This is a genomic window from Candidatus Margulisiibacteriota bacterium (assembly GCA_028715625.1).
Lineage (GTDB): Bacteria > Margulisbacteria > Riflemargulisbacteria > GWF2-35-9 > GWF2-35-9 > JAQURL01.
Genome location: JAQURL010000021.1, coordinates 1 through 22,132, shown reverse-complemented (window position 1 = coordinate 22,132; position 22,132 = coordinate 1). Strand labels below are relative to the sequence as shown.

At 37.5% G+C, this 22,132-nt stretch carries 18 protein-coding genes; 7 read left to right on the top strand and 11 right to left on the bottom strand.

All coding sequences use genetic code 11. The features are described from left to right. Position 1: 1 nt before the first annotated feature. The 3 genes from rfbH to rfbF are packed head-to-tail and all read right to left on the bottom strand — an operon-like array spanning position 2 to position 3,287. Positions 2-1,372, bottom strand: a complete 1,371-nt coding sequence (gene rfbH / locus PHV30_04905; protein ID MDD5456356.1) for a lipopolysaccharide biosynthesis protein RfbH — start codon at positions 1,370-1,372, stop codon at positions 2-4. Beyond that, positions 1,372-2,532 (bottom strand): CDP-glucose 4,6-dehydratase, encoded by a 1,161-nt coding sequence (gene rfbG, locus PHV30_04900; protein MDD5456355.1) that lies wholly within the window; start codon positions 2,530-2,532, stop codon positions 1,372-1,374. Before rfbG ends, rfbH begins: the two co-directional genes overlap by 1 nt. Further along, a complete protein-coding gene (gene rfbF, locus PHV30_04895) occupies positions 2,517-3,287 on the bottom strand; it encodes a glucose-1-phosphate cytidylyltransferase (GenBank protein MDD5456354.1) in 771 nt (256 codons plus the stop codon). The genes rfbG and rfbF overlap by 16 nt, the downstream gene beginning before the upstream one ends. Before the next feature lie 129 nt (positions 3,288-3,416). Between rfbF and PHV30_04890 the strand changes: the two genes are divergently transcribed. Genes PHV30_04890 through PHV30_04875 form a run of 4 tightly spaced genes read left to right on the top strand, consistent with a single transcriptional unit; the run spans position 3,417 to position 7,969 of the window. Then, the gene (locus PHV30_04890) at positions 3,417-4,322 is read left to right on the top strand and encodes an NAD(P)-dependent oxidoreductase (GenBank protein ID MDD5456353.1); all 906 of its coding nucleotides are present in this window, start codon (positions 3,417-3,419) and stop codon (positions 4,320-4,322) included. Between the two features lies 1 nt (position 4,323). Continuing rightward, entirely contained in the window at positions 4,324-6,138 is a 1,815-nt protein-coding gene (locus PHV30_04885; protein ID MDD5456352.1) for a thiamine pyrophosphate-binding protein, read from the top strand. 11 nt (positions 6,139-6,149) lie between these two features. Next, positions 6,150-6,824, top strand: coding sequence for an SDR family NAD(P)-dependent oxidoreductase (locus PHV30_04880; GenBank protein ID MDD5456351.1), 675 nt, complete (start codon positions 6,150-6,152; stop codon positions 6,822-6,824). Further along, the gene (locus PHV30_04875; GenBank protein ID MDD5456350.1) at positions 6,821-7,969 is read left to right on the top strand and encodes a 3-dehydroquinate synthase; all 1,149 of its coding nucleotides are present in this window, start codon (positions 6,821-6,823) and stop codon (positions 7,967-7,969) included. The genes PHV30_04880 and PHV30_04875 overlap by 4 nt, the downstream gene beginning before the upstream one ends. 75 nt (positions 7,970-8,044) lie before the next feature. Here the strand turns inward: PHV30_04875 and PHV30_04870 are convergent, their stop codons facing one another. Then, positions 8,045-8,860, bottom strand: coding sequence for an aldolase/citrate lyase family protein (locus tag PHV30_04870; protein ID MDD5456349.1), 816 nt, complete (start codon positions 8,858-8,860; stop codon positions 8,045-8,047). 109 nt (positions 8,861-8,969) lie between these two features. Next, a complete protein-coding gene (locus tag PHV30_04865; GenBank protein MDD5456348.1) occupies positions 8,970-9,947 on the bottom strand; it encodes a glycosyltransferase family 2 protein in 978 nt (325 codons plus the stop codon). Positions 9,948-10,028: 81 nt separating this feature from the next. On the opposite strand from PHV30_04865, the gene PHV30_04860 reads away from it, so the two are divergent. After that, entirely contained in the window at positions 10,029-11,168 is a 1,140-nt protein-coding gene (locus tag PHV30_04860) for a glycosyltransferase family 1 protein (GenBank protein ID MDD5456347.1), read from the top strand. Here the strand turns inward: PHV30_04860 and PHV30_04855 are convergent. The 3 genes from PHV30_04855 to PHV30_04845 are packed head-to-tail and all read right to left on the bottom strand — an operon-like array spanning position 11,165 to position 14,656. Continuing rightward, positions 11,165-12,472, bottom strand: coding sequence for a glycosyltransferase family 9 protein (locus PHV30_04855; protein MDD5456346.1), 1,308 nt, complete (start codon positions 12,470-12,472; stop codon positions 11,165-11,167). The two genes, PHV30_04860 and PHV30_04855, sit on opposite strands and share 4 nt — an antisense overlap. Continuing rightward, entirely contained in the window at positions 12,472-13,827 is a 1,356-nt protein-coding gene (locus PHV30_04850; GenBank protein ID MDD5456345.1) for a glycosyltransferase family 9 protein, read from the bottom strand. Before PHV30_04850 ends, PHV30_04855 begins: the two co-directional genes overlap by 1 nt. Beyond that, a complete protein-coding gene (locus PHV30_04845; protein ID MDD5456344.1) occupies positions 13,802-14,656 on the bottom strand; it encodes a glycosyltransferase family 2 protein in 855 nt (284 codons plus the stop codon). The genes PHV30_04850 and PHV30_04845 overlap by 26 nt, the downstream gene beginning before the upstream one ends. An 84-nt stretch (positions 14,657-14,740) precedes the next feature. On the opposite strand from PHV30_04845, the gene PHV30_04840 reads away from it, so the two are divergent. After that, entirely contained in the window at positions 14,741-15,499 is a 759-nt protein-coding gene (locus PHV30_04840) for a glycosyltransferase (protein MDD5456343.1), read from the top strand. Here the strand turns inward: PHV30_04840 and ispD are convergent. Together ispD and PHV30_04830 are read right to left on the bottom strand one after the other, a co-directional pair. Continuing rightward, positions 15,491-16,201: a 2-C-methyl-D-erythritol 4-phosphate cytidylyltransferase gene (gene ispD, locus PHV30_04835; GenBank protein MDD5456342.1), complete on the bottom strand. Its 711-nt coding sequence runs from the start codon at positions 16,199-16,201 to the stop codon at positions 15,491-15,493. The two genes, PHV30_04840 and ispD, sit on opposite strands and share 9 nt — an antisense overlap. 204 nt (positions 16,202-16,405) lie before the next feature. After that, positions 16,406-18,409 carry a methyl-accepting chemotaxis protein gene (locus tag PHV30_04830; protein MDD5456341.1) on the bottom strand — a complete coding sequence of 668 codons (2,004 nt, stop codon included), beginning with the start codon at positions 18,407-18,409 and terminating at the stop codon, positions 16,406-16,408. Between the two features lie 315 nt (positions 18,410-18,724). Between PHV30_04830 and PHV30_04825 the strand changes: the two genes are divergently transcribed. Then, positions 18,725-19,963 (top strand): ABC transporter substrate-binding protein, encoded by a 1,239-nt coding sequence (locus tag PHV30_04825; GenBank protein MDD5456340.1) that lies wholly within the window; start codon positions 18,725-18,727, stop codon positions 19,961-19,963. Between the two features lie 176 nt (positions 19,964-20,139). On the opposite strand, the gene leuS is transcribed toward PHV30_04825, so the two are convergent. After that, positions 20,140-22,132: leucine--tRNA ligase (gene leuS / locus PHV30_04820; protein ID MDD5456339.1), on the bottom strand; the 1,993-nt coding region annotated here is incomplete at its 5' end.

Here is a 22,132-nt window from a genome sequence, read left to right as displayed (position 1 = left end):
TTTATATCTTTTCTAAAACAAAAGACCTTATTTTTTGAATCATGTAATCGACTTTAGAATTATCAAGACCCGGATAGACCCCTATCCAGAAACTGTCATTCATTATCTTGTCGGTATTTTTTAAATTAGTAACAATTTTGTAATCTTCACCTTTTTTCAGACTATCGAAGCAAGGGTGCCTGAGTAAGTTCCCTGCGAAAAGATTTCTGGTCTGAATTTTGTTATCTTCCAAAAATTTTACCAGATCATTGCGCTTGAATTTACATTTATCGGTTATTGTTATTAAAAAACCGAACCAGGACGGATCGCTGTTCTCTGTCGCGGTCGGTAATAATAAATATTCCTGTAAATCACTGAGTCCTTTGAATAGACGTTGAAAATTATGTTGACGTCTTTTAATAAAAATAGAAAGTTTATCCAGTTGGGCACAACCAATGGCAGCCTGCATATCCGTAGCTTTAAGGTTATAGCCGAAATGGCTGTAGACATATTTATGATCATAGCCGAAAGGTAAACTGCCGAACTGCTGGGAGAATCGCTTTTTACAGGTATCATCTTTCCCGCTATCGCACCAGCAATCTCTGCCCCAGTCTCTCAACGAAAGCATTATTTTTTTTAGTAACGTATTATTAGTGTAAACAGCTCCTCCCTCACCCATTGTCAGGTGATGCGGCGGATAGAAACTACTGGTACCTATGTCACCGAAGGTTCCGGTATATTGATAGGTTAGATGGGTGGTTGATTGGATGGTTGGCCACTTCTTTTCAGCCAAATATCTGCTCCCCAAGGCGTCACAATTGTCTTCGATTAACCATATATTATTATCCTTGCAGAATTTTTTCACAGCTTTTATATTGAAAGGATTACCTAAAGTGTGGGCCAGCATTAATGCTTTAGTCTTTTTGGATAAAGCTTTTTCTAAGGAGTTAACATTGATATTGGCTGTTTCCAGGTCTACATCCACAAAAACAGGGATTGCGCCATATTGTATGATAGGGGCTACAGTTGTAGGGAAACCAGCGGCTATGGTGATAACCTCATCGCCTCTATGCACTTGTCTGTCCTTTAACAGCGGAGAGGTTAGGGCCATAAAGGCCAGCAAATTTGCGGATGAACCCGAATTTACCAGTAATGCGAATTTAACGCCCAGGAAAGCAGCAAGTTTCTTCTCGAATAATTCGGAATATTTGCCGTAAGTTAGCCAGAATTCCAGCGAAGAATCAACCAGATTTAGCAATTCATTTTCATCGAAAAAACGGCCCCCGTAATTTACCCTGGTTTTCCCCGGGACAAAATCATCATGTTTGAAAGCAAACTTATAATATTTCTTTACTTCGGAAAGTATTTTATCTTTTGAAGTTTCTTTGCTCATTATTTACTCCAGACAATATTTTTATTCTGAGCTTTTTGTATATAAGTAGCGAGCTGTTGCTGTGAAAAATCATGCATATTTGGTTTTTTTTCATTAATTTTTTTATACCAGGCCACAGTCAATTCGATGCTTTCTTCCACAGTTAAAGCAGGGTTCCAGTCTATTAATTTTTTAGCTTTGGCACAATCAAGGTGCAGCAATTTATGTTCATGGACAGCCCCTGGTTCATGGGTATCCTGCCAGGAACCGTTTCCCCAGTATTGAATAATTTTTTCCACCAACTCTCCCACTGTAACAAGCTTGTCTATATCCGGTCCGAAATTCCAGGCTCCGGCCAGATTATCTTTGTAAAAAGAATTATTGTCAGCTAAACCCAGATAGCCATGCAGCGTAAAAGCCTGGCTGGCTAAAAGTAAATATCCGCTTAAAGGTTCCAGTACATGCTGCCAAGGCCTTACGGACTTAGGATTTCTTACTTTAATCGGTTCTTTTTTCTTCAAAGCTTTAATACTGTCTGGAATAATCCTGTCCCTTTGCCAATCCCCACCACCGATTACATTACCTGCACGTGCAGACGCGATAAGCGTACCCTGGCGGTTATTTAAAGGATTAAAAAAAGACCTGCGGTAAGCAGCAGTTACAAGCTCCGCGCAGCCTTTGCTGGAACTATAGGGATCAAATCCGCCCATAGGATCGGTTTCCTGATAACCATCTTCTTTTTCAACATTTTCGTAACATTTATCTGAAGTGATTATAATACAGGCCTTAACCGACGGAGTGTCTTTCACAATATCCAGAACGTTCACCGTGCCCATTACATTGATCTCGTATGTATCTCTGGGAGTCTTGTATGAATCGCGTACCAAAGGCTGGGCAGCAAGATGGAAAACAATGTCCGGTTGAAAATCGCTAATTTCTTTTTTTAATTTTTTATAATCGCGAATATCACCAATTACAGATTTGACCTGATTTTCCATATTCGTAACTACGTAAAAATCATGGTCAGTATAAGGTTCCAGCGCGTAACCTTTAACATCTGCACCCAAATATTTAAGCCATAAGCAAAGCCAGGCACCTTTAAACCCGGTATGTCCCGTAATAAATACACGTTTATTCTTGTAAATATTGCCAAATAAATTCACAATTACCAGATTTTCCATGTAGCCTTGTTATTATTCCATAAATCATTAAGCTGTATCTTTTCGCGCAAGGTGTCCATAGAACGCCAGAATCCGTGATGTTTAAAAGAAAATAATTGACCTTCTTTTGTTAACTTTTTCAAGGGTTCCTGTTCGAAAATTACCTGATCATTTTCAATATAATCGAAAACCTGAGGCTCGCAAACAAAAAAACCTCCGTTTATCCAACTGCCGTCACCTTTCGGTTTCTCCATAAAATAGGAGACCTTATTATTTTTATCCATATCAATGGCGCCGAAACGACCTTCTGTTTGAACCGAGGTCAATGTTGCCAATTTCCCGTGACTTTTATGAAATTTAACCAGTTCCTTGATATTTACATCCGCTACACCATCGCCATAGGTAAGCATAAAACTTTCATTACCTACGTATTTTTGAATACGTTTGATTCTGCCGCCGGTCATAGTATTGGGCCCTGTATCCACTAAAGTAACTTTCCAGGGTTCGCTGGCATTGGAATGCACTATTGTTTTATTGGTTGTTAAATCGAATGTGATATCACTTTGATGAAGAAAGTAGTTGGCGAAATATTCCTTAATAATATAGCCTTTATAACCCAGACAAATAACGAAATCATGGAATCCGAATTGGGAATATATTTTCATAATATGCCATATGATAGGTTTCCCGCCTATTTCTACCATAGGTTTGGGAATAACATCCGTTTCCTCACTTAACCTGGAACCGAACCCCCCGGCCAATATTACTACTTTCATAGGTATCTCCTTAAAAGAATGTGTTAGTATTTTACAATATTTCTTGATTTTAAGCATCATCTTTAGACAAGGCCAAATATCTCCTTTACGATTAACACAGGTATTCATTATACTTAATCTAGCGGCGATATGGCTAAGTTATTAAAAAAGAAGACTATTTTTCTTACCGGCGGTTCCGGATTTATCGGACGTAATATACTTTTGTCCAAATTGAATAACGAATACAATATTTTGGCTCCAGACCATTCACAGTTGGACTTGACCAACGATGACCAACTGGAACAGTTTTTTAAAAATCATGAAATAGATACTGTTATTCACGCAGCCTGCAAGCCGGGTCATCGAAATGCCCAGGATTGCTCAGGCATTTTTTATACCAACACCAGGATGTTCCTGAACCTTGCCCGATTTGCCCAATATTATAAAAAAATGATTATTACCGGTTCAGGAGCTATTTATGACTCACGATTTTATAAACCTAAGATGAAAGAAGATTATTTTGGCCAACATTTACCTGATGATGAACATGGCCTTTCCAGTTATGTTAAAGGCAGATACATTGAACAAACTACGGAAAATATTTACGATTTACGTATTTTTGGCATTTTCGGACCTTATGAAGACTATGCCATTCGTTTTATCTCTAACGCAATTTGCAAAACCCTGTTTCATTTACCAATAACTATTAAACAAAATCGTAAATTTGATTACATTTTTATTGATGATCTGATGACTGTTCTTAAATATTTTATTGAAAATAAACCTAAATACAAATCATATAATGTCACTCCGGACAAATCCATAGAACTGGCTGAAATTGCAGCTAAAATCAAACATATTGCTAAAAAAAATGTGCAAATAAAAATTGCCAAAGGAGGACTGGGGCCGGAATACAGCGGCAATAACGACCGCTTAAAAAAAGAAATGCCCTCCCTGCACTTTACGTCGATAGACGAAGGCATAAGCAAATTATATAATTGGTACTCGGAGCGCAAAGCTGATCTTAAAAAAGAATTACTGGAAACAGACAAATAATATGACAATAAAATTAAGCGATTATATAGTTAAAAGACTGGAAGAATATAAAGTACGTCATATATTTATGATTTCCGGCGGAGGCGCCATGCACCTTAATGACTCTATCGGAAAAAGTAAATCAATAAAATATATCTGTAATCATCATGAACAAGGCTGCGCCATTGCTGCTGAGGGTTACTCCAGAATTTTTGGCGATCTGGGTGTGGTTTGCGTAACAACCGGCCCTGGAGGAACCAACGCCCTTACCGGCGTTATCGGTCAGTGGCTGGATTCTGTACCTGTGCTCTATTTGTCCGGTCAGGTAAAATTTGAGACTACAATCGCTTCCTGCCCGAATATTCCTTTGCGCCAATTAGGCGACCAGGAAATAAATATTGTGGATATGGTCAAACCTGTCACCAAATATGCTGTAATGGTTACAGACCCGCAGGATATAAAATATTGTCTGGAAAAAGCCATCTATTTGGCGACTAATGGCCGACCAGGGCCAGTTTGGCTGGACATCCCGCTTAATGTGCAAAGCGCCATGATCGATGAAAAAAAATTAAAGGTGTACAAAGGAACTGAGGATGAGCTAATCTTTGACAGTACTGAACTAACTGGTAAATTAAACAAAATTATAAGTTTACTTAAAACCTCCCAGCGCCCTGTTGTTTTGGCAGGAAGAGGTATTCGTGTCTCTGACGCTCAGTCACTTTTTTTACAATTAATTAAGAAACTGCAGATTCCGGTTCTGACAACCTTCAATAATGTTGATATTATTCCTTCTGACCACGAATTATTTATAGGGCGCGTGGGAACTGTCGGTGACAGGGCCGGAAATTTTGCCCTGCAAAACGCTGACCTGCTCATTTCTATAGGTTCCAGGAATAATATCCGTCAAATAGGCTACAACTGGCAAACATATGCCAGACACGCTAAAAAAGTAATTGTGGATATTGATGCAGCCGAACTGCAAAAATCGACTGTACTTCCTGATATTGCCGTTAGAAGTGATGCTAAACAATTTTTACAAATGTTGGATAAACAACTTTATAAAGTAAAACTCCCTTCTTATAAAACCTGGCTGGAATGGTGCGTTCAAAGAAAAATTAAATATCCGGTAGTGCTTCCGGAATACGAAAAGCAGCAGGACCTGATAAATCCTTATTATTTTATTCAGCAATTAAATGAACAAATGAAAGAAAATGATATTCTGGTAGCTGGGAACGGTACGGCTTGTGTGGCCGAATTCCAGGCTGGAATCATAAAAAAAGGTCAGCGGGTCTTCTGGAATTCAGGTTGTGCATCCATGGGATACGACTTACCCGCCGCAATTGGGGCAGCGGTTGCCAGTGACAAAAATGTTATTTGTCTGGCAGGAGACGGCAGCCTGCAAATGAATTTGCAGGAATTACAGACTGTAAAACAAAATAATTTACCCATCAAACTTTTTTATCTGAATAATGAAGGCTATATTTCCATCAAACAAACTCAGGATAATTTTTTTGAGGGAAGACGTATAGCCTGTGATTGCGGCTCCGGGGTCAGTTTCCCCTCGTTTCAAAAAATCGCGGCTGCTTTTGATTTGACTTATGCTTGTCTGGACAAACATAAAAATATCCGGGGGAAAATAAAGCAAGTACTAGACAAAAAAGGGCCTGTACTTTGCGAGGTTAAGCTTAGTACCGACTATAAATTTATGCCCAAACTTTCTTCGGAAAAAAAACCTGATGGAAGAATGGTATCCAAGCCACTTGAGGACATGTGGCCGTTTCTGGACCGCCAGGAATTCGCTGATAATATGCTGGTGCCACTCTGGCCCGAGCAATGAAAGGAGCTCAAATGAAAACTCTCTTTATATTAGGTGGTAATGGTGATATCGGCAGCGCGATTGTTAAAAAATTTAAACAAGAAAAATATCAGGTCATAGCTCCGACCAGAAAAGAAATGGACCTTGCCGACCGCAAATCTATCGACAAATATTTTACCAAACATAAAATTAAAGCAAATGTAATAATACAATGTGCAGGCTATAACCGACCCAAATCCTTTGAGGAAATCAGTTATGAAGAACTGGATAAAACTCTGGCCATCAATACCCTGTCTTTTTATCAGGTTTTGCAATATTTATTGAAACCTTTAAAAGTCGAAAAAGAAGGACATATTCTGGGAATATCCTCTATTTACGGCTTTTTGTCACGTAAAGGCCGTACATCCTATTCAATGTCCAAGCACGCTTTAATCGGTCTTGTTAAAACATTAGCTCTGGAACTGGGTGCCTATAATATAAAGGTTAATGCACTTTCGCCGGGCTTTGTAGCAACAAAAATGACAGTTCAAAATAATACTCCTGAAACTATTAAAGACTTTGAAGAAAAAATTGCATTGGGGCGGCTAGCTGATACCAATGAGATTGCAGAGTTGGCTTATTTTTTATGCTCTTCGCAAAACAGCTATATCACCGGGCAAAATATAATTATTGATGGTGGTTACTCCATCGGAGGTTTTCAAAAATGAGCAAGTCTGCTTCTTTTCGCATTGAAAATAAAAACTTTAAAGTTGATATCCTGTCCTCGGACTTTCAAGTTACATCAGTCCCCAGACCTTATAAAGTACATTGGGATTCAGAGACTGACGCTTTTCTTCCTGTAAAGCAATTACTACAAACTAACAATAAGAACTTACTGCTGGTGGACAATTACGTTCTGGGCTTGTATTTAAAAACAAAAAAAGTTGATTTTCTAAAATCCAGAACATATAGGGCAGAAGCAACGGAAGAATTCAAATCCATAGAAAATGTCATTAAAGTAGTCGATTTTCTGCAAAAAAACTCCTTCACCAAAAATGAAAAACTCGTCGTTGTGGGCGGAGGTATAACTCAGGATGTCGGTGCTTTTGTCGGGGCCTGCTATAAAAGAGGCATATCCTGGACTTATTTCCCGACAACTTTACTGGCTATGTGTGACAGCTGTATTGGCGGCAAAGCAGGAATTAACCATAATAATGCAAAAAATCAGCTGGCTCTTTTTTCAGCGCCGGCTGAAGTTATCATCAATCCTAACTTTCTGAAAACATTAGCTGTGCGGGAAGTAAATTCCGGCCTGGGTGAAATTTTAAAGCTCTGCATAACAGGTGGCAGGGATGTCCTGGATATTTACTCAAAATGCGTCAAAAAAGGCAAGGTTGTAAAGATTAATAACTTTAAACCCCTCATTCAGGCTGCATTAAGCGTAAAAAAAGTCGTTATTGAACATGATGAATTTGAACTGAATCTTCGCCGCAGCCTGAATTACGGTCATACCCTGGGACACGCGTTGGAAATCCTGTCCGATTATAAGATACCTCATGGTTCGGCAATCAATATAGGGCTGCTTATCATCAATGAAATTTTTTATCAGGAGGGGCTTTTCAATAAAGCTGATAATGAAGAAATAAAAAAATATTCCTATGCCTTAATCGAACCATCTGCTTTGGCCACAATGAAAGAAATCTCTATGCAGGGAGTAGCTGTTTTATTACAAAAAGATAAGAAAACACTGGGCAACAAAGTAACCTTCATCGGCCTTAAAAAAATCGGCCATGTTATTTCTCGGCAATTCGTGATTAATCAAGAACTGGTCAATAAACTCGAACTGATTAAACGCAGTCTATTTAACAATTAATACCAAAATACAATCATAAAATGAGCATGCCGAGAACGCAGTCAATAAAGTTGACTGATGGCAACTTGGTATAAGTTATTCGTAAGCGCCGCCCGCGTCTTTTATCAACTTTTTGTAGCGCTTTTCCAGCATTACAATACGATGGGTATCTTCCTCAAAAATCATACCATAAAAGTTACGTTTATTTTTAAGCCACATTAACTCAAAACCCACAGCTTTCAGAATGCCTTTGTCATAAGAACCGGAAAGAGCTTCGGGACATTTGAAGATAACTTTTCTGGTTTCATATCTATTAACCGAACCTTTAGGTAGCTTATTAATAAAGGGTACTGTTTCTTTAGAAACTCCTCCACCGATTACAGTTTCCATTTTCAGTTTTTTAGCTTTATTGAACAAATCTTTGGCTATATTAAATATTAAATCGGAATTTACATCTTCTCTGGTTAATCCCAGAGAACCTGTAAGGTCTACTCTTCCCAGAACTATTCCTGACAGGGATTTTATTTCTTTTAAGGCCAGGATTTCGTCAATGTTTTTGTAGCCCTGGATTGTTTCCAGATTAATCAAAAATTTGGTATCTTTTCTTTCATCTTCAGGAAAAGCCAGCTTGACACAACCTAAATACTTTTTTAAAGCATAGGCGGATTCAATCATTGGGGCCACAATATGTGTAACACCTATAGAACGCGCGTCATACATATCCTTAAGCGCTTCGCAGCCACCTATTTTTATAGTGAGGTCCAACCCGGCTTTGGAAACAACATCTTTTAATCTCAACGCTTCTTCAAGCCTTGTTCCCTCGGCTTCAAACTCTGCTTTAATCCCGATAACATGATGATTTTCTTTTAACCCCTTTAGAATATCAACCATTTTCTTTTCCAAAGTATTCATTAATCTAACCCTCCTATTTCATTTTTGCTGCTACTTGTAAGTTAATTAAAAAATTTCATATATTATAAATGGAAATAATTATTTTATCCAATGATTTCATTGCTGGAATTTATACCCGATAGAGAATTTTGCTCAGCCAGCGTATTGTAGATATATATATAACCCACTCCGGATAGTTGAATTTACGTAAATAAGGAATCACTTCCTCCCATTGTTTTCTCTCAGGCTCGCAAGCGCTATATGACCAGACATTGCGATAAGAATGCTCTCTATACATCAATTTATTAAAAGCCCGAAGCACGTCAGGTTTCTCTTTTATAGTCATTTCGGCCAGCAAGCTGTATGCGTTTAAATCATGAATTAATCGCTTTGTATGTCCGAATAATTTTTCATAAACATCGTTAATTCGGCAATATACCAGCGGATCATAAACATATTTAACTTTGCAGCCTTTTTCCAGAAATTTAAAAAGCATAAAAATATGCAAATAATGATGCCCTATATAAGATTCATAACCCTTTACATCCAGCCATCTGCTACGTTTAAAAACCAGCGAACTGAGGTAACTGAATAGACCACCGAGTGAAGACACCGATTTGGAATATCCTATAAAACTTTTATCATAGGCTAGATTAAACAGGCAATCCTTTTTTGGCTGTTTTAACCATGGTTTGTTTACTTTTGGGTTCATTCCCATATCACATTCAATACGATTACAAAAAATTATATCCGGATCATCAGCACTCCCGATCTCTCGAATAATCCTGGCAATTGCATCGGGCATTAGCGCGTCATCACTGCCCAGGAACCAGCAATATTTTCCAGCAGCCATTTTCACAACCTGCAATAAATTCTCATCCATTCCTTTATTTTCCTGATGACAAAAATATTTTATACTCACGACACTATCTTTTTGCCATTTTTTCACAATTTCCGTGGTATTATCCGGTGAGGCATTATCACTAATACAAATTTCCAGTTGCTTTAACTGCTCTTTTGTGACTTGTTCGGCTATACTTTTCAGCGCATAGTCCAGATATTGAGCCATTTTATAAGTGGGAATACAAATAGATAAAATTACAGACATATATAAATACCGACCGGTAAAAACAATAAAACTTGCATAATATTTTATTCTAACAGAAAATAGAATTAAGGTGTACTTTATATGACAAAGATTGCTATTGATTGCAGGTCCCTTCAGGATGACTCTTTAACACGTGGTATTGGCAGTTATCTGCTCAACATTCTAATTGATATAAAGCAAAAAGACCGTTTTTTTCTGCTCTTCAGGGACAAAAAAACCATACCTGATTATCCGGTGCTTAATGAATATGAAAAAATAATCTATAAACCTACCTTATTATTCTGGGACCTGAAAAATCATTTCAAAAAATTTCTTCTCAAAAATAGAGTTAATCTTTTATTTTTCCCCGGCCAATATAATGTTTTCACCATCAATTTCCCTTACGTAGTCACTGTCCACGATATCATGTACTTTCCTCTGCGTCTGCAGGAAATAGCGAATTCCACAGGTCTTAAAAAACTTAACTATATTCTGGATATTAAATGGATGACTCATAAGGTACATAAACAGCTAGATAAGGCTCGGGCACTTGTAGCTGTCAGTGAATACACAAAAAAAGATATCGTCAGTTTTCTGAAAATCGATCCTCAAAAAATTCAAGTAATTTATAATGGCTGGGATAAAGCTTTCCAAGGGAAACAGGCTTCGGGTACTATAACAAAACAGTATCATTTAACCAAACCCTATGTACTTACCGTAGCGCCATTTGAAACCAGAAAAAATGTTTTGAATATGATAAGCGCTTTTCAGAACTGCAACAGAGACAAAGAATATCAGTTTGTAATAATTACCAAAACCAACCCTCCGGTACCAGAGGACATCAAAACAATGATAAAAAACGACACAGATATTATACTTCTGAAAAATTTACCTAAAACTGCACTTGTCGAACTCTATCAGCATGCTGTCTGTCTGTTCTTTGCAACTAATTACGAAGGCTTTGGCTTACCCATACTTGAAGCCATGGCAGCGGGCATACCGGTTATCACCTCTTCCATCACTTCCATGCCTGAAGTTGGCGGTTCGGCAGCACTCTATGTTGACCCAAAAAACACAGATGAAATGGCAGATGCCCTTGGCAAGCTGCTTACCGACAAATCATTGCAGCAAAAAATGATAAAAGCCGGATATGAAAATATCAAAAATTTTTCTTATGAAAATTGCGCCAGGGAAACAGAGGAACTGTTAATCGGTATTTTACCAGACAAAAACCACGGTTAATCTATAATATTTTCAGTTAATACGGTTTTAACTACCGGTGGATAATAAATATACAACGAGGCAATCCTGCAAATAATTTTATCCCATAAACTTATTTTATTTTTAATAATCAGGTTAATATCGTTATTTACTATAAACTTTAAAATTGCTCCTTTAATATCGTTTTCATAATAAACATTAAACCCCTTCAAAATTTTGTCATTTATAAATTTGTCGCTCAGAATCAGGATATTTAACGATACTTTAAGCCATTGTTTTTTATACTCCAGGATACTTACTGCCTTTTCCCTGTTTATTTGTTCAATGGCATTAGCCACTTGCTCTATCTGAATAGCGTCCACACAGTATTTTTCAATACAGTTGTAGGGGAAACAACGCAGCGGGCACGTCCTCTTGGCATAGACAATTTTATTTTTTACGCCATAAGGCCCCCAACGATTGGGCTTAACATATTTGGAGGGTGAAATAAGTACAACCGGTATGCCCAGGGCAGCAGCAAGATGCATAGGACCAGTGTCCACTGAGACAAATATTTCGGCACCTTTTATCAGAAAGGCTAACTGAATCAAACTTGTTTTACCGGTCAAATCAATTACTTTACCTGGATAATCTGCCGCGATTTCTTTATTTTGTTGTAATTCAGATGCTCCCCCGCTGATAATAACACCATAATCCTTATCGACCAGCCAGTCTATTAAAGCTTTATATTTAATAATTCCCCAGAAACGGTTCCCTTTGCCAAGACCGGGGTGAACCATGATATAATTTTTAATAGTAATTGCCTTTTTAATAAGTGGGTTTTCCGCTTTGGAAAAATCAAGTTTCATACCGAAATCCCCTATTTGCGGTACATTTAAGCGAAGAGCTCTTAACAGATTCAAATTCAGGTCTACCTCGTGGTTCCAGATATTTGTAAAGTCCTGTCTAGCACGATAATTATGAAAAAATCGCGGTGCCAGCTTGGAACTATCCCCTACTCTAAACTTAATTCGAGCAAGATATACTGCAAGAGCATAGGCAAATTCATTATAACAATGGAATACTGCATCAAAATTCTGTTGTTTGATTTCTTTTACAAATTTAAAAATACCCTTATATGTTCTGCCTTTTTCCAGAGGGTCAATAATACAGCCGTTAACTGCCGGATGATATTCCAGCAATTGAGCAGTATATTCCGAGCATAAGTAATAAATTTGAACATTTGGGAACTGTTTTTTTAGTTCAACCGCAAGTGGCAGGCTGAGAATCACATCACCCAGCTCATCAGGACGGATTATTAATATTTTTTTTAGTTCCAGCATCATTAATCTTTTTGCAAATATGAGAACAATTTGTCTTCAAGTTTTTCAGTTTTTTTCAAATTAACGAATAAGGGCGGATAATAAATAGCTGTAGCTGCTATCTGGCGAATCAATCGGTCAAAAAATGTTATATTATTTTTAATGATAATATTGATGTCATTATTAATGATAAAATATAAAAAGTTGGAATCGATATCAGCGCTGTTAAAATATGTAAATCCGCTGCAAGCGCCAGACAGGTCCTCAGTTGTGAGATTCAGAACATTCAGGGAAAATTTAAGCATATATTTTTTAATAGTAGCTATATCTGATTTTTTATTTAGTTCTCCAATTTTTTGTACAGCGTCAACAACATCTTCTACCAATAAATCCTCAACACAAAATCGTGTTTTGCAGTTATAAGGATTACATCTGGTTTTGCATATTTTTGAAGGTTCAACAATCAGGCTAACCCCGTATGGGCCCCAACGATTGGGTTTTATCCATTTGGTTGGAGAAAGCAGTACTACAGGCGTTCCTAGTGCTGCTGCCATGTGCATCGGGCCCGTATTTACAGATATGATACAGTGAGCTTCTTTCAATAATTGTAAAAGATCAAGCATGCTTGTCGCACCGCTTAAGTCTATAACCTGCAGACCAGTTGAAATATTTTTATTGTTGGCTATTTCTGATTTGCCACCGGTCAGAAACACCTGATAATCCTTTTGCAGAAGTTCGATAAGCTCTCTGTATTTCTCATTTTCCCAAGGCAGATTGCCATTAATCATCCCGGGATGAATGATCACTGTTTTTTTCTTCTTCATGGTTAAAATAAGTTTGCTGATATCAGACTTAAGCGCAGCTTTAATTTCACTTAGGTTAAATTCAGCTTTTTCAGGCCTGGGAATTTTAAGCGCCTTGAGGAGATTCGAATTGATATCAGTCTCATGGTTTAAAAAATTCCTGAAATCCTGGTTTACCTTAAAATTGTGGAATAGCTTCGGTGCCAGTTTGGAAGAATCGCCTATCCGGTAAGGAATTAAAGCCAAAAACATCATTAACGCGTAATCAATTTCATTATAACAATGAAAAACCGCATCAAAGCGCATATTTCGTACTTTTCTTAATAATTTGCAATATTCCTTAATTGATTTTGTGCCTCTATAATTGTCATTAATAGTTCCGGTTATGTCCGGATGGGCTTCAATCAGCTCTTTAGTATAGTTTGAGCATAGATAGTAAATTTCAGAACCGGAAATATTCTTTTTAAGCTCATGAGCAAGTGGGAAAGTAAGTATCACATCGCCCATGGCGTCCGGGCGAATTATGAGGATTTTCTTGATCCTTTTCAAATTAACTTTTCTTTTTAAATAGCTCACCGATAATACCCCATTCTATGGGCCTGTATTTATGCCAGGCCAGCCATTGAAAGAAAAATGGTGGTCTTTTGCCAGGTTCAAATTCGTAAAAACTGCCATCATATTTTCTGACCTGCTTCCGCTCGGGATCATTTTTATCTACAAAAATATCATCAATCTTAATAGACTGAGGCTTATTCTGATTTTTGGATATTTCATCCCGGCGGGCTTCGATACCACCTATCGGTTTTGACTGTTTTTGTTTTACAGACCTCACCACATAATGTTTGAAAATAGGATAATCGAATAAAATTCTGTTTTTTAGACCATATGGAAGGACACGATACATTTGGTTAAGATCATAAAAAATACCTTTTTTATTTTTAAACTGACGCACTTCCAGCCCACCCGGATGATAAAAAATTACTTGCTGCTGGACAGGCTTTTTGGGGTCGTATGTGTCTTTTTGACTTGAATGCAGAAAAAAATTAAGCGCATGCCAGTTGACTATTTCAGCTTTGACTTTTTCTGCTCTTTTTATGACTTCATTGGGGTCATCTACAAAGATCTCATCCCCGTGCAGCAGGGTAAACCAACCTTCATAACCATACATTTCTTGCGCTTTTTCCAATAAAAACTGTCTAGCCCCGTCCCGAATCTTTCGAGGTGGGAACAGATCCTTATCCTGAATCAAATATTTTACATTGTCATAACTGCGTAGTATTTCTGTGGTTTTATCAGTTGAACCGTCCAGCACAAATATTTTATCAAAAAATTTTTTATTTGCCTGCATGACTTCATCAATGATATCTTCTTCATTATAGGTCATCAACAACCCTATGTTTTGCATGAGATTAGACTAACATAAGGGATTTGATTAGTAAACCGGATATTGATTTGCCTCTTTTTTAAAGAAGCTGTAAGATATTCTCTTATGGAAAATATCGATTGGAAAATTCTGGAATCCAAACCTATCTTTCATTCCAATTTCGACCATAGTTTATTTAAAGATAAAATCCTGATTATGGTTGCTACACACTGGCATCTTGATCTAATAAAAAAATCGTTTAAATCAATATTAGACATAGTAGAAAAACGTGACGATGTGTATCTTACGGTTATCGATAATGCTTCCGAAAGTCCGATCAAAACATACTTAAAAACATTGAAAAACAAACGTGTTGAAATAAATTTTGTGGATGAAAACCTGGGAAGGGCCGCGGTATTTAATAATTATCTCAAAACCTACGTTAATGAATCTAATCTGCCGGAAATAATTGTTGTAATTGACCCTGATATCACTTTTTCTATAAAGGATTTTGAGTATCTGGTCCAAGGAGTTAAAAACCTGCCGAAAATAGGCATGTTAAGCATGCGTTATAAAAAAAACATATGTAATCCGGAAAGTAATTTATTTTTCCGTCCAAAAAATATGAAAGGAAAGGATGGCAATTTATATCATGTCAGCCTGCCCTTTATGAGTAATGTCGCCGGAGGAATTTTTGGTATTAAAGGTAGAATATTGCCCAAAGACCTTAATTATAGGATTTTCCCTAAAAAAATTTATGATGTTTATGCCTTTGATGATGCTTCCTTGCATGACGTTTTAAAAAGAAAAGGATATAAAAACGGATATTTGAATGGAACTGAAGCCACTCATCATAAAAGCGGAGCTGAATTTATTTCAGATTGATAAATTTCCCAGGATTTTTTCAGCTACATATATATCATCAGGATAAGTAATTTTTATATTTTTTTCACTACCTTCTATTAAACCCACTTCGCCAAGGCCGTAATGAATTATCATTCCACAGTCATCTGTAAAATCATAACGCTTTTCATTTTTTGCCATTTTGTGAGCTTTTTTTATAGTGTTCATCATAAAGCCCTGAGGTGTCTGAACACAGTACAGCCGCTCTCTGTCTGGAACATTTTTAACGACCTGCTGTTCATCAACTTCAAACACAGTCTGGCTGACAGGAATGGCTACAGAAACCGCCTTATATTTGGTTAATCCGTTCAAACAGTAACTAATCAAATCTTCTGTGACAAATGGTCTTACTCCGTCATGGACCAGAACACGTTCTGCTTTGGCACTACAGGCGTCCAGACCATTACATACCGATATTTGCCTCGTTTGTCCACCGGTCACTATCCTTGTTAATTTCGTGTATTTTTTCAGATTGATACTTTTTTCATGTATATCCAGAGACTCTTTATTAAGGACCAGAATAATCTCATCAATTTGTGGATGCTGCTGAAACACTTCCAGACTATATTCCAGTATAGGTTTGCCCTTAAGCGGTATGAACTGTTTGGGTAACGAATTCCGAAATCTGTTGCCTTGTCCGGACGCAACTATTATACAACTTACACTCTGTAGATTTTTTTTCATAGAACCATTCTATACTAAGACCGACACTCGACACAAAATGGCTTACAACTAGTCTTCAAGGAGCGAATTCCATAGGCGTACTGAATGTACATCGAGGAATGAGCGATAAAGACAACAAAGCTGTTAACCATTTTGTTAAGAGTATACAATAAAAAAAAAGCCCTGCATATAACAGGGCTTTTTACATTAGTCATTAACTGTGTTCTAAACTTTAAATCTGTTCAGCAGGGTGTTAAGATTACTCACTTCAGTTACATTGTCCCTTACCTTCATCAAGCCTTCATTCATAGAAGCGGTTACTTCTTCTGCCGATGCCGAAACTTCCTCAGCTCCTGCTGCGTTTGACTGAGATATGTCTACAACATTTCCGATATATTTATTCACTTCTGCGATACTTTCGGCTACATCATCCATTTTCTGAGTGGTCGCCGATATAGATTCCTGCAAGGTATTTATTGTGGCTACGGCTTCATCAATGTTTGATGTAACTTCCTGAGATGATTTGGCAATATTTCTGATCTGTACACCGTTGCCTTTTACTGCCATTACAATTTCCTGTAATGCTTTTCTTGCCTGTTCAGCAAGAAGCACTCCCTCCTGAACAATTGTTGTACCCTCGTTCATAGAATTTATAGATTGTTTGGAAACACTTTGGATGCTGTTTAAAATATTTGCTATTTCTTTGGTTGCTTCAGCGCTTCTTTCTGCCAGCTTCCTGACTTCATCAGCAACTACAGCGAATCCTTTACCGGCTTCACCCGCACGGGCAGCTTCTATGGCTGCGTTTAAAGCCAGAAGGTTTGTTTGAGTCGCGATATCAGTAATAACATTAATAATTTCCCCTATTTGTTCCGAATTCTTGCCCAGAGTTTCAATCTGTTGAGAAATTTCTGTGACTTTATTGTCAATCATACCCATAGACTGCACGGATTCCTCAACCTTATTTTCTCCGTTCGTTGCTACCTGCAATGTTTTTTCCGAAGAATTTTCAATATCAACAATATCTCTGGAAACCTGATTGATAGAATTATTAACTACCTGTATCAACTGAGACGCATTCGTACTTTTATTAACCTGATCATCAAATTGAGTTTTAGCTTCCGTAGTTATACCATTAATTTTTTCAATCATTTTATTGATTTTGCTGACTTCATCTACCTGCTGACCAGACCCCTGAGCTATATTATTAATTGCTACAGTGACATTTTCCAATGCTTTAGTATTTTCCACGAATGAAGCAATAACTCTGTCAGAACCCTCCTGTACTTTTTTAGAGGTTTCCTGTGACTGTTTTATAAGCAAAGCCACTTTACCGATGAAAGTATTAAAAAATCCTGTTAGAACACCTATTTCGTCATTAGATTTGGTTGTCAGTCTTTTGGTTAAGTCCCCTTCGCCTTCCGACATATCTTTTAGCATATCAGACGTTTCTACAATAGGTCTGACTATAGGCCTGGTTGCCAACATAGATATGAGCACAGCCAGAACTGCTATAATTATTGTCAGAATAACAACCACAAAAATTTTTCTGGCGAATGCAGCATTCATATTCTGTTTTTTCTGTTCAACTTGTTTACCAATGAAGTCAACATACATACTGGTACCTATCGCCCAGTTCCATGTCCCGAAACTTTTAACAAAAGCAAGTTTGGCATAACCGATATCAGGATTATCCGGTTTTGGGCTATAATAATATAAATATCCCTCACCCTTATTATTCTTAATAATTTCATTAAGCTGAGTGTAGATGTTTACCGGTTTAATTCTTTGTTTTACAAAATCTGAATCTTTCGGATATATTTTACCGCCAATGGATAAACTTTTAACTCTGTCCAGATCAACAAAATTTGCCACACTTTTGTTATTTAATTGAGGGTTTTGAGGATCAACAACCATATTTACTTCCTGCTCCGTAGAATGTACCCAGAGATATTCTTCTTTTGTCGGACCATATCTTAGTTTGTTTATAACGTCTACTGCCATTGCCTTATCGGCAAAATCATTATTAATTTTATCAATAACCACATAACCTAACTCTACGACGTCCTTAATATATTTTTTAGCTTCTTTTTCAGCAGAAATTTTATATTCTTTTATATCTCTTTTGGAATTTAAAGTATCCATAAAGATAGTAATTAATAGAATTGCTACTGCCGTCGACAATACAAGAATTGTCGAAATTAAAATAATTTTTATGCTGATTTTCATTTTCATATCCTGCACCCCTCTTATTTAGAATCTTAGCTATTTAATGATTTTGAACCTTACCCCCTCATAGCAAACGTTTCCTTTACGTTAACAATCTCACAATACTAAATACATCAATAGCGATACCCTAATATTATAAAATATTTTTTGATAAGACAAGATTTATACAAAAAATTTTCTTTATTGAATTTTTATGAATTTTACATACAATAGAAATAGAATTGCGTGAATTAACGTAATCATTTCATTTAAGGAGGTGGGTAGAGTTCAAGCGCTATATCAGGCGCTATAAAAGTACAACGAAAGGGGTGGAATATGAAAAAAAATTTAATCGTTTTGTTTATTATAGGACTTAGTATGACTTTTGGAGTCAAACTTGGTTTCAACTATCCGGAAACCGGGCCATATTCTCTTGAAGGAGCCGATCAATTAAGAGGTGCTCAGCTGGCAGTTGAAGAAATTAACGCTGCAGGTGGCATCTTGGGTGAACCCGCCGAACTCTTAAAGACTGATTCTAAATCAGACGCAAAAATATCATACAGAAACGCAATGGATTTAGTTAATCAGGGCGCAAAAATGTTATTTGGAGGTTCATCGAGCGGAGTAGCAGTATCTGTTGGCGGAGTGGCTCAAAAACAGGGAGTTCCTTTTTTTGGAACTTTAACCTACTCCAATGCTACAACCGGTGAATCCGGTCACAGATTCACATTCAGAGAATGTTATAACGCCTGGATGGGTGCAAAAGTGCTAGCCAACTACTTGAAAAAAAATCTGTCCGGTAAAAAATACTTTTATATAACGGCAGATTATACCTGGGGATGGACAACTGAAGAATCAATCAGAAAATTCAGCGGCACTACAGATAAAACCAAAAACAAGACCTACCTTACACCTTTTCCAAAAGCCACAGAAGTAGATTACAAAAAGGCTCTGGAAGCAGCTAAAGCTGAAAATCCCGATGTTCTGGTTTTCGTAGAATTCGGTAAAGACATGTCTACCATGGTTAAAATGGCCTATGATATGGGGCTAAAAAGTAAAATGCAGTTTGTTGTTCCCAATCTGACATTATGGATGGCTGAAGAAGCAACACCCGAAGCAATGGAAGGTGTTGTAGGAGCTATCTGCTGGGAATGGAAAGTTCCGTATCAGTATAACTTTCCCAAAGGTAAAGCATTTGTGGAGAAATTCGCAAAAAAATACAATACTTATCCCAGCACTTCGGCTGCGTCAGCTTATGCTATAGTTTATGAATTCAAAAGAGGCGCGGAAGCCGCAAAATCTTTTGATGGTAAAGCTATAGTAAAAGCACTGGAAGGTTCTTCCTACCAGTATGTAAAAGATCAGCAAACCTGGAGAGATTTTGATCATCAATCAATTCAGACTGTGTACGCGGTAAAAGGCAATTCTCCTGATGTTGTAAAAAAAGACAAATTCAAACTTGATTATTTCACAATAATCGATAAGATGGACGGTAATACAGCAGCTAAAACACGCTCCGAATGGAACGAAGAGAGGACTAAAGCCAATCAACCTACAGAATTAGAAGCACTTTAATACACATAGCCACAATTTAGTTGTAAAAAAGCCCCGCGTTTCCGCGGGGCTTTTTGTTAGTTACAAACTCATCAATCTAGAGACCCCACCCCCTCTACATTATTGATACTTAATTATTTGGACGCGTTGCCGGAACGTCGTAGAATAATCAGTTGAGATGACAAAAAAAAGAATAATTATTTTATTACGAAATTTATTAACTTTTTAGGAACAATAACTTCTTTGATTATTGTCTTGCCTATAATAACCTGCTGAATCTTTTCCAGAGCGTCTTTTTTTAAAGTTGTATCATCTATAACAGATGTATAGGTAAGCGTGCCTTTTACCTTCCCGTTTACTGTTATTGCGTAAGTGTATTCCTCTTTAGTTAAATATTTCTCGTCATAATTGGGCCATAGCTTTTGATGTATACTAAATTTATTACCAATTTTTTCCCATAATTCATCTGTGATATGCGGCGCAAAAGGAGCAAGCATCAACAACATGTTCTCAACTAATATTTTATTTAAGTCAGTATATTTACCCAGTTCGTTAACGTAAATCATCAAGGCACTAACCGCTGTATTAAATTTATAAGAATCTATATCCTCGGATACTTTCTTAATAGTTTGATGCATCAATTTCAGCAACTGTTCCTCGATTTTTGCTGAAGATGAGAGTTTCTTTTCCTGAAGCCTCCAACATTTTTCCAAAAAGCGCCTTACTCCCATGATACTGGACATTGACCAGGGCTTGGCAACTTCCAGCGGCCCCATGAACATTTCATAGATGCGCATCACATCAGCCCCATATTCATTAATTATGTCATCGGGGTTGATAACATTTCCCAGAGATTTGGACATTTTTTGACCGTCTTCACCCAGTATCAGTCCCTGATTGGTCAATTTCTGATATGGTTCAACAGTGGGCACTACTTTTATATCATATAAAAATTTATGCCAGAAACGTGAATATAATAAATGCAGTACGGCATGCTCAGCTCCACCGATGTAAGAATCAACCGGCAGCCAGTATTCAAGCTTCTTATAATCAGCGAGTTTATCTGTATTTCGAGGATCAATATAACGTAAATAATACCAGGAAGATCCCGCCCATTGCGGCATGGTGTTTGTTTCTCTTTTGGCAGGGCCATGACATTTGGGGCATGCGGTATTTACCCACTCTTTAATATTTATCAGCGGTGATTCGCCGGTTCCTGAAGGCTCGTATTTGTCCACTTCCGGCAACTTTAGCGGTAATTCGCTTTCCGGGACCGGAACTTGCCCGCACTTGGCACAATGTACAATAGGAATCGGCTCGCCCCAATATCTCTGTCGTGAAAAGACCCAATCTCTCAATTTGTACTGTACAGATAGTTTACCTAATCCTTTTTGCTCCAGGTCATTTGTAATTTTTTCTTTAAAATCTTTGGTACTTAAGCCGTTATATTCATCAGAATTAACGGCAAAACCGTCACCGCAAAAAGCTTCCGTCAATCCATTCTTGCCTGGCATTTTATCCGGTGAAACTACCTGAATAACAGGTAAATTAAAAGTTTTAGCGAACGCGAAATCTCTCTCATCATGAGCAGGAACAGCCATAATGGCTCCTGTTCCATATGATATCAGGACATAATCAGCTACCCAGATTGGGATTTTTTTGTTATTAACAGGGTTAATGGCATAAGCGCCGGTAAAAACACCGGTTTTTTCTTTATTCAAGAAAACTCTTTCCGTATCAGATTTCTTAATGGAATTTTCTATATACTCCTCAACTTTTTTATATTGATCAGCTGTAACAATCTTCTTTATAAGAGCATGCTCCGGGGCAAGTACCATATAAGTGGCGCCAAAAAGCGTATCCGGTCTCGTAGTAAAAACCTTCAGCTCTTCTTTATTATGGCCGTCAACCTTAAAAATTACTTCAGCCCCGGTACTTTTTCCGATCCAGTTGCGCTGCATAATCTTTATAGGTTCAGGCCAATCCAGTTGATCCAGGTCCGCAAGCAGTCTTTCCGCGTAAGCGGTAATTTTAAGCATCCACTGCCTGAGATTTTTTTTGCCAACTTCCGCGCCACATCTGTCGCATTTACCATCCGCTACTTCTTCATTAGCTAATCCGGTTTTACATGATGGGCACCAATTAATCGGAAATGTGGCTTCATAAGCCAGACCTTTTTTGAAGAGCTGA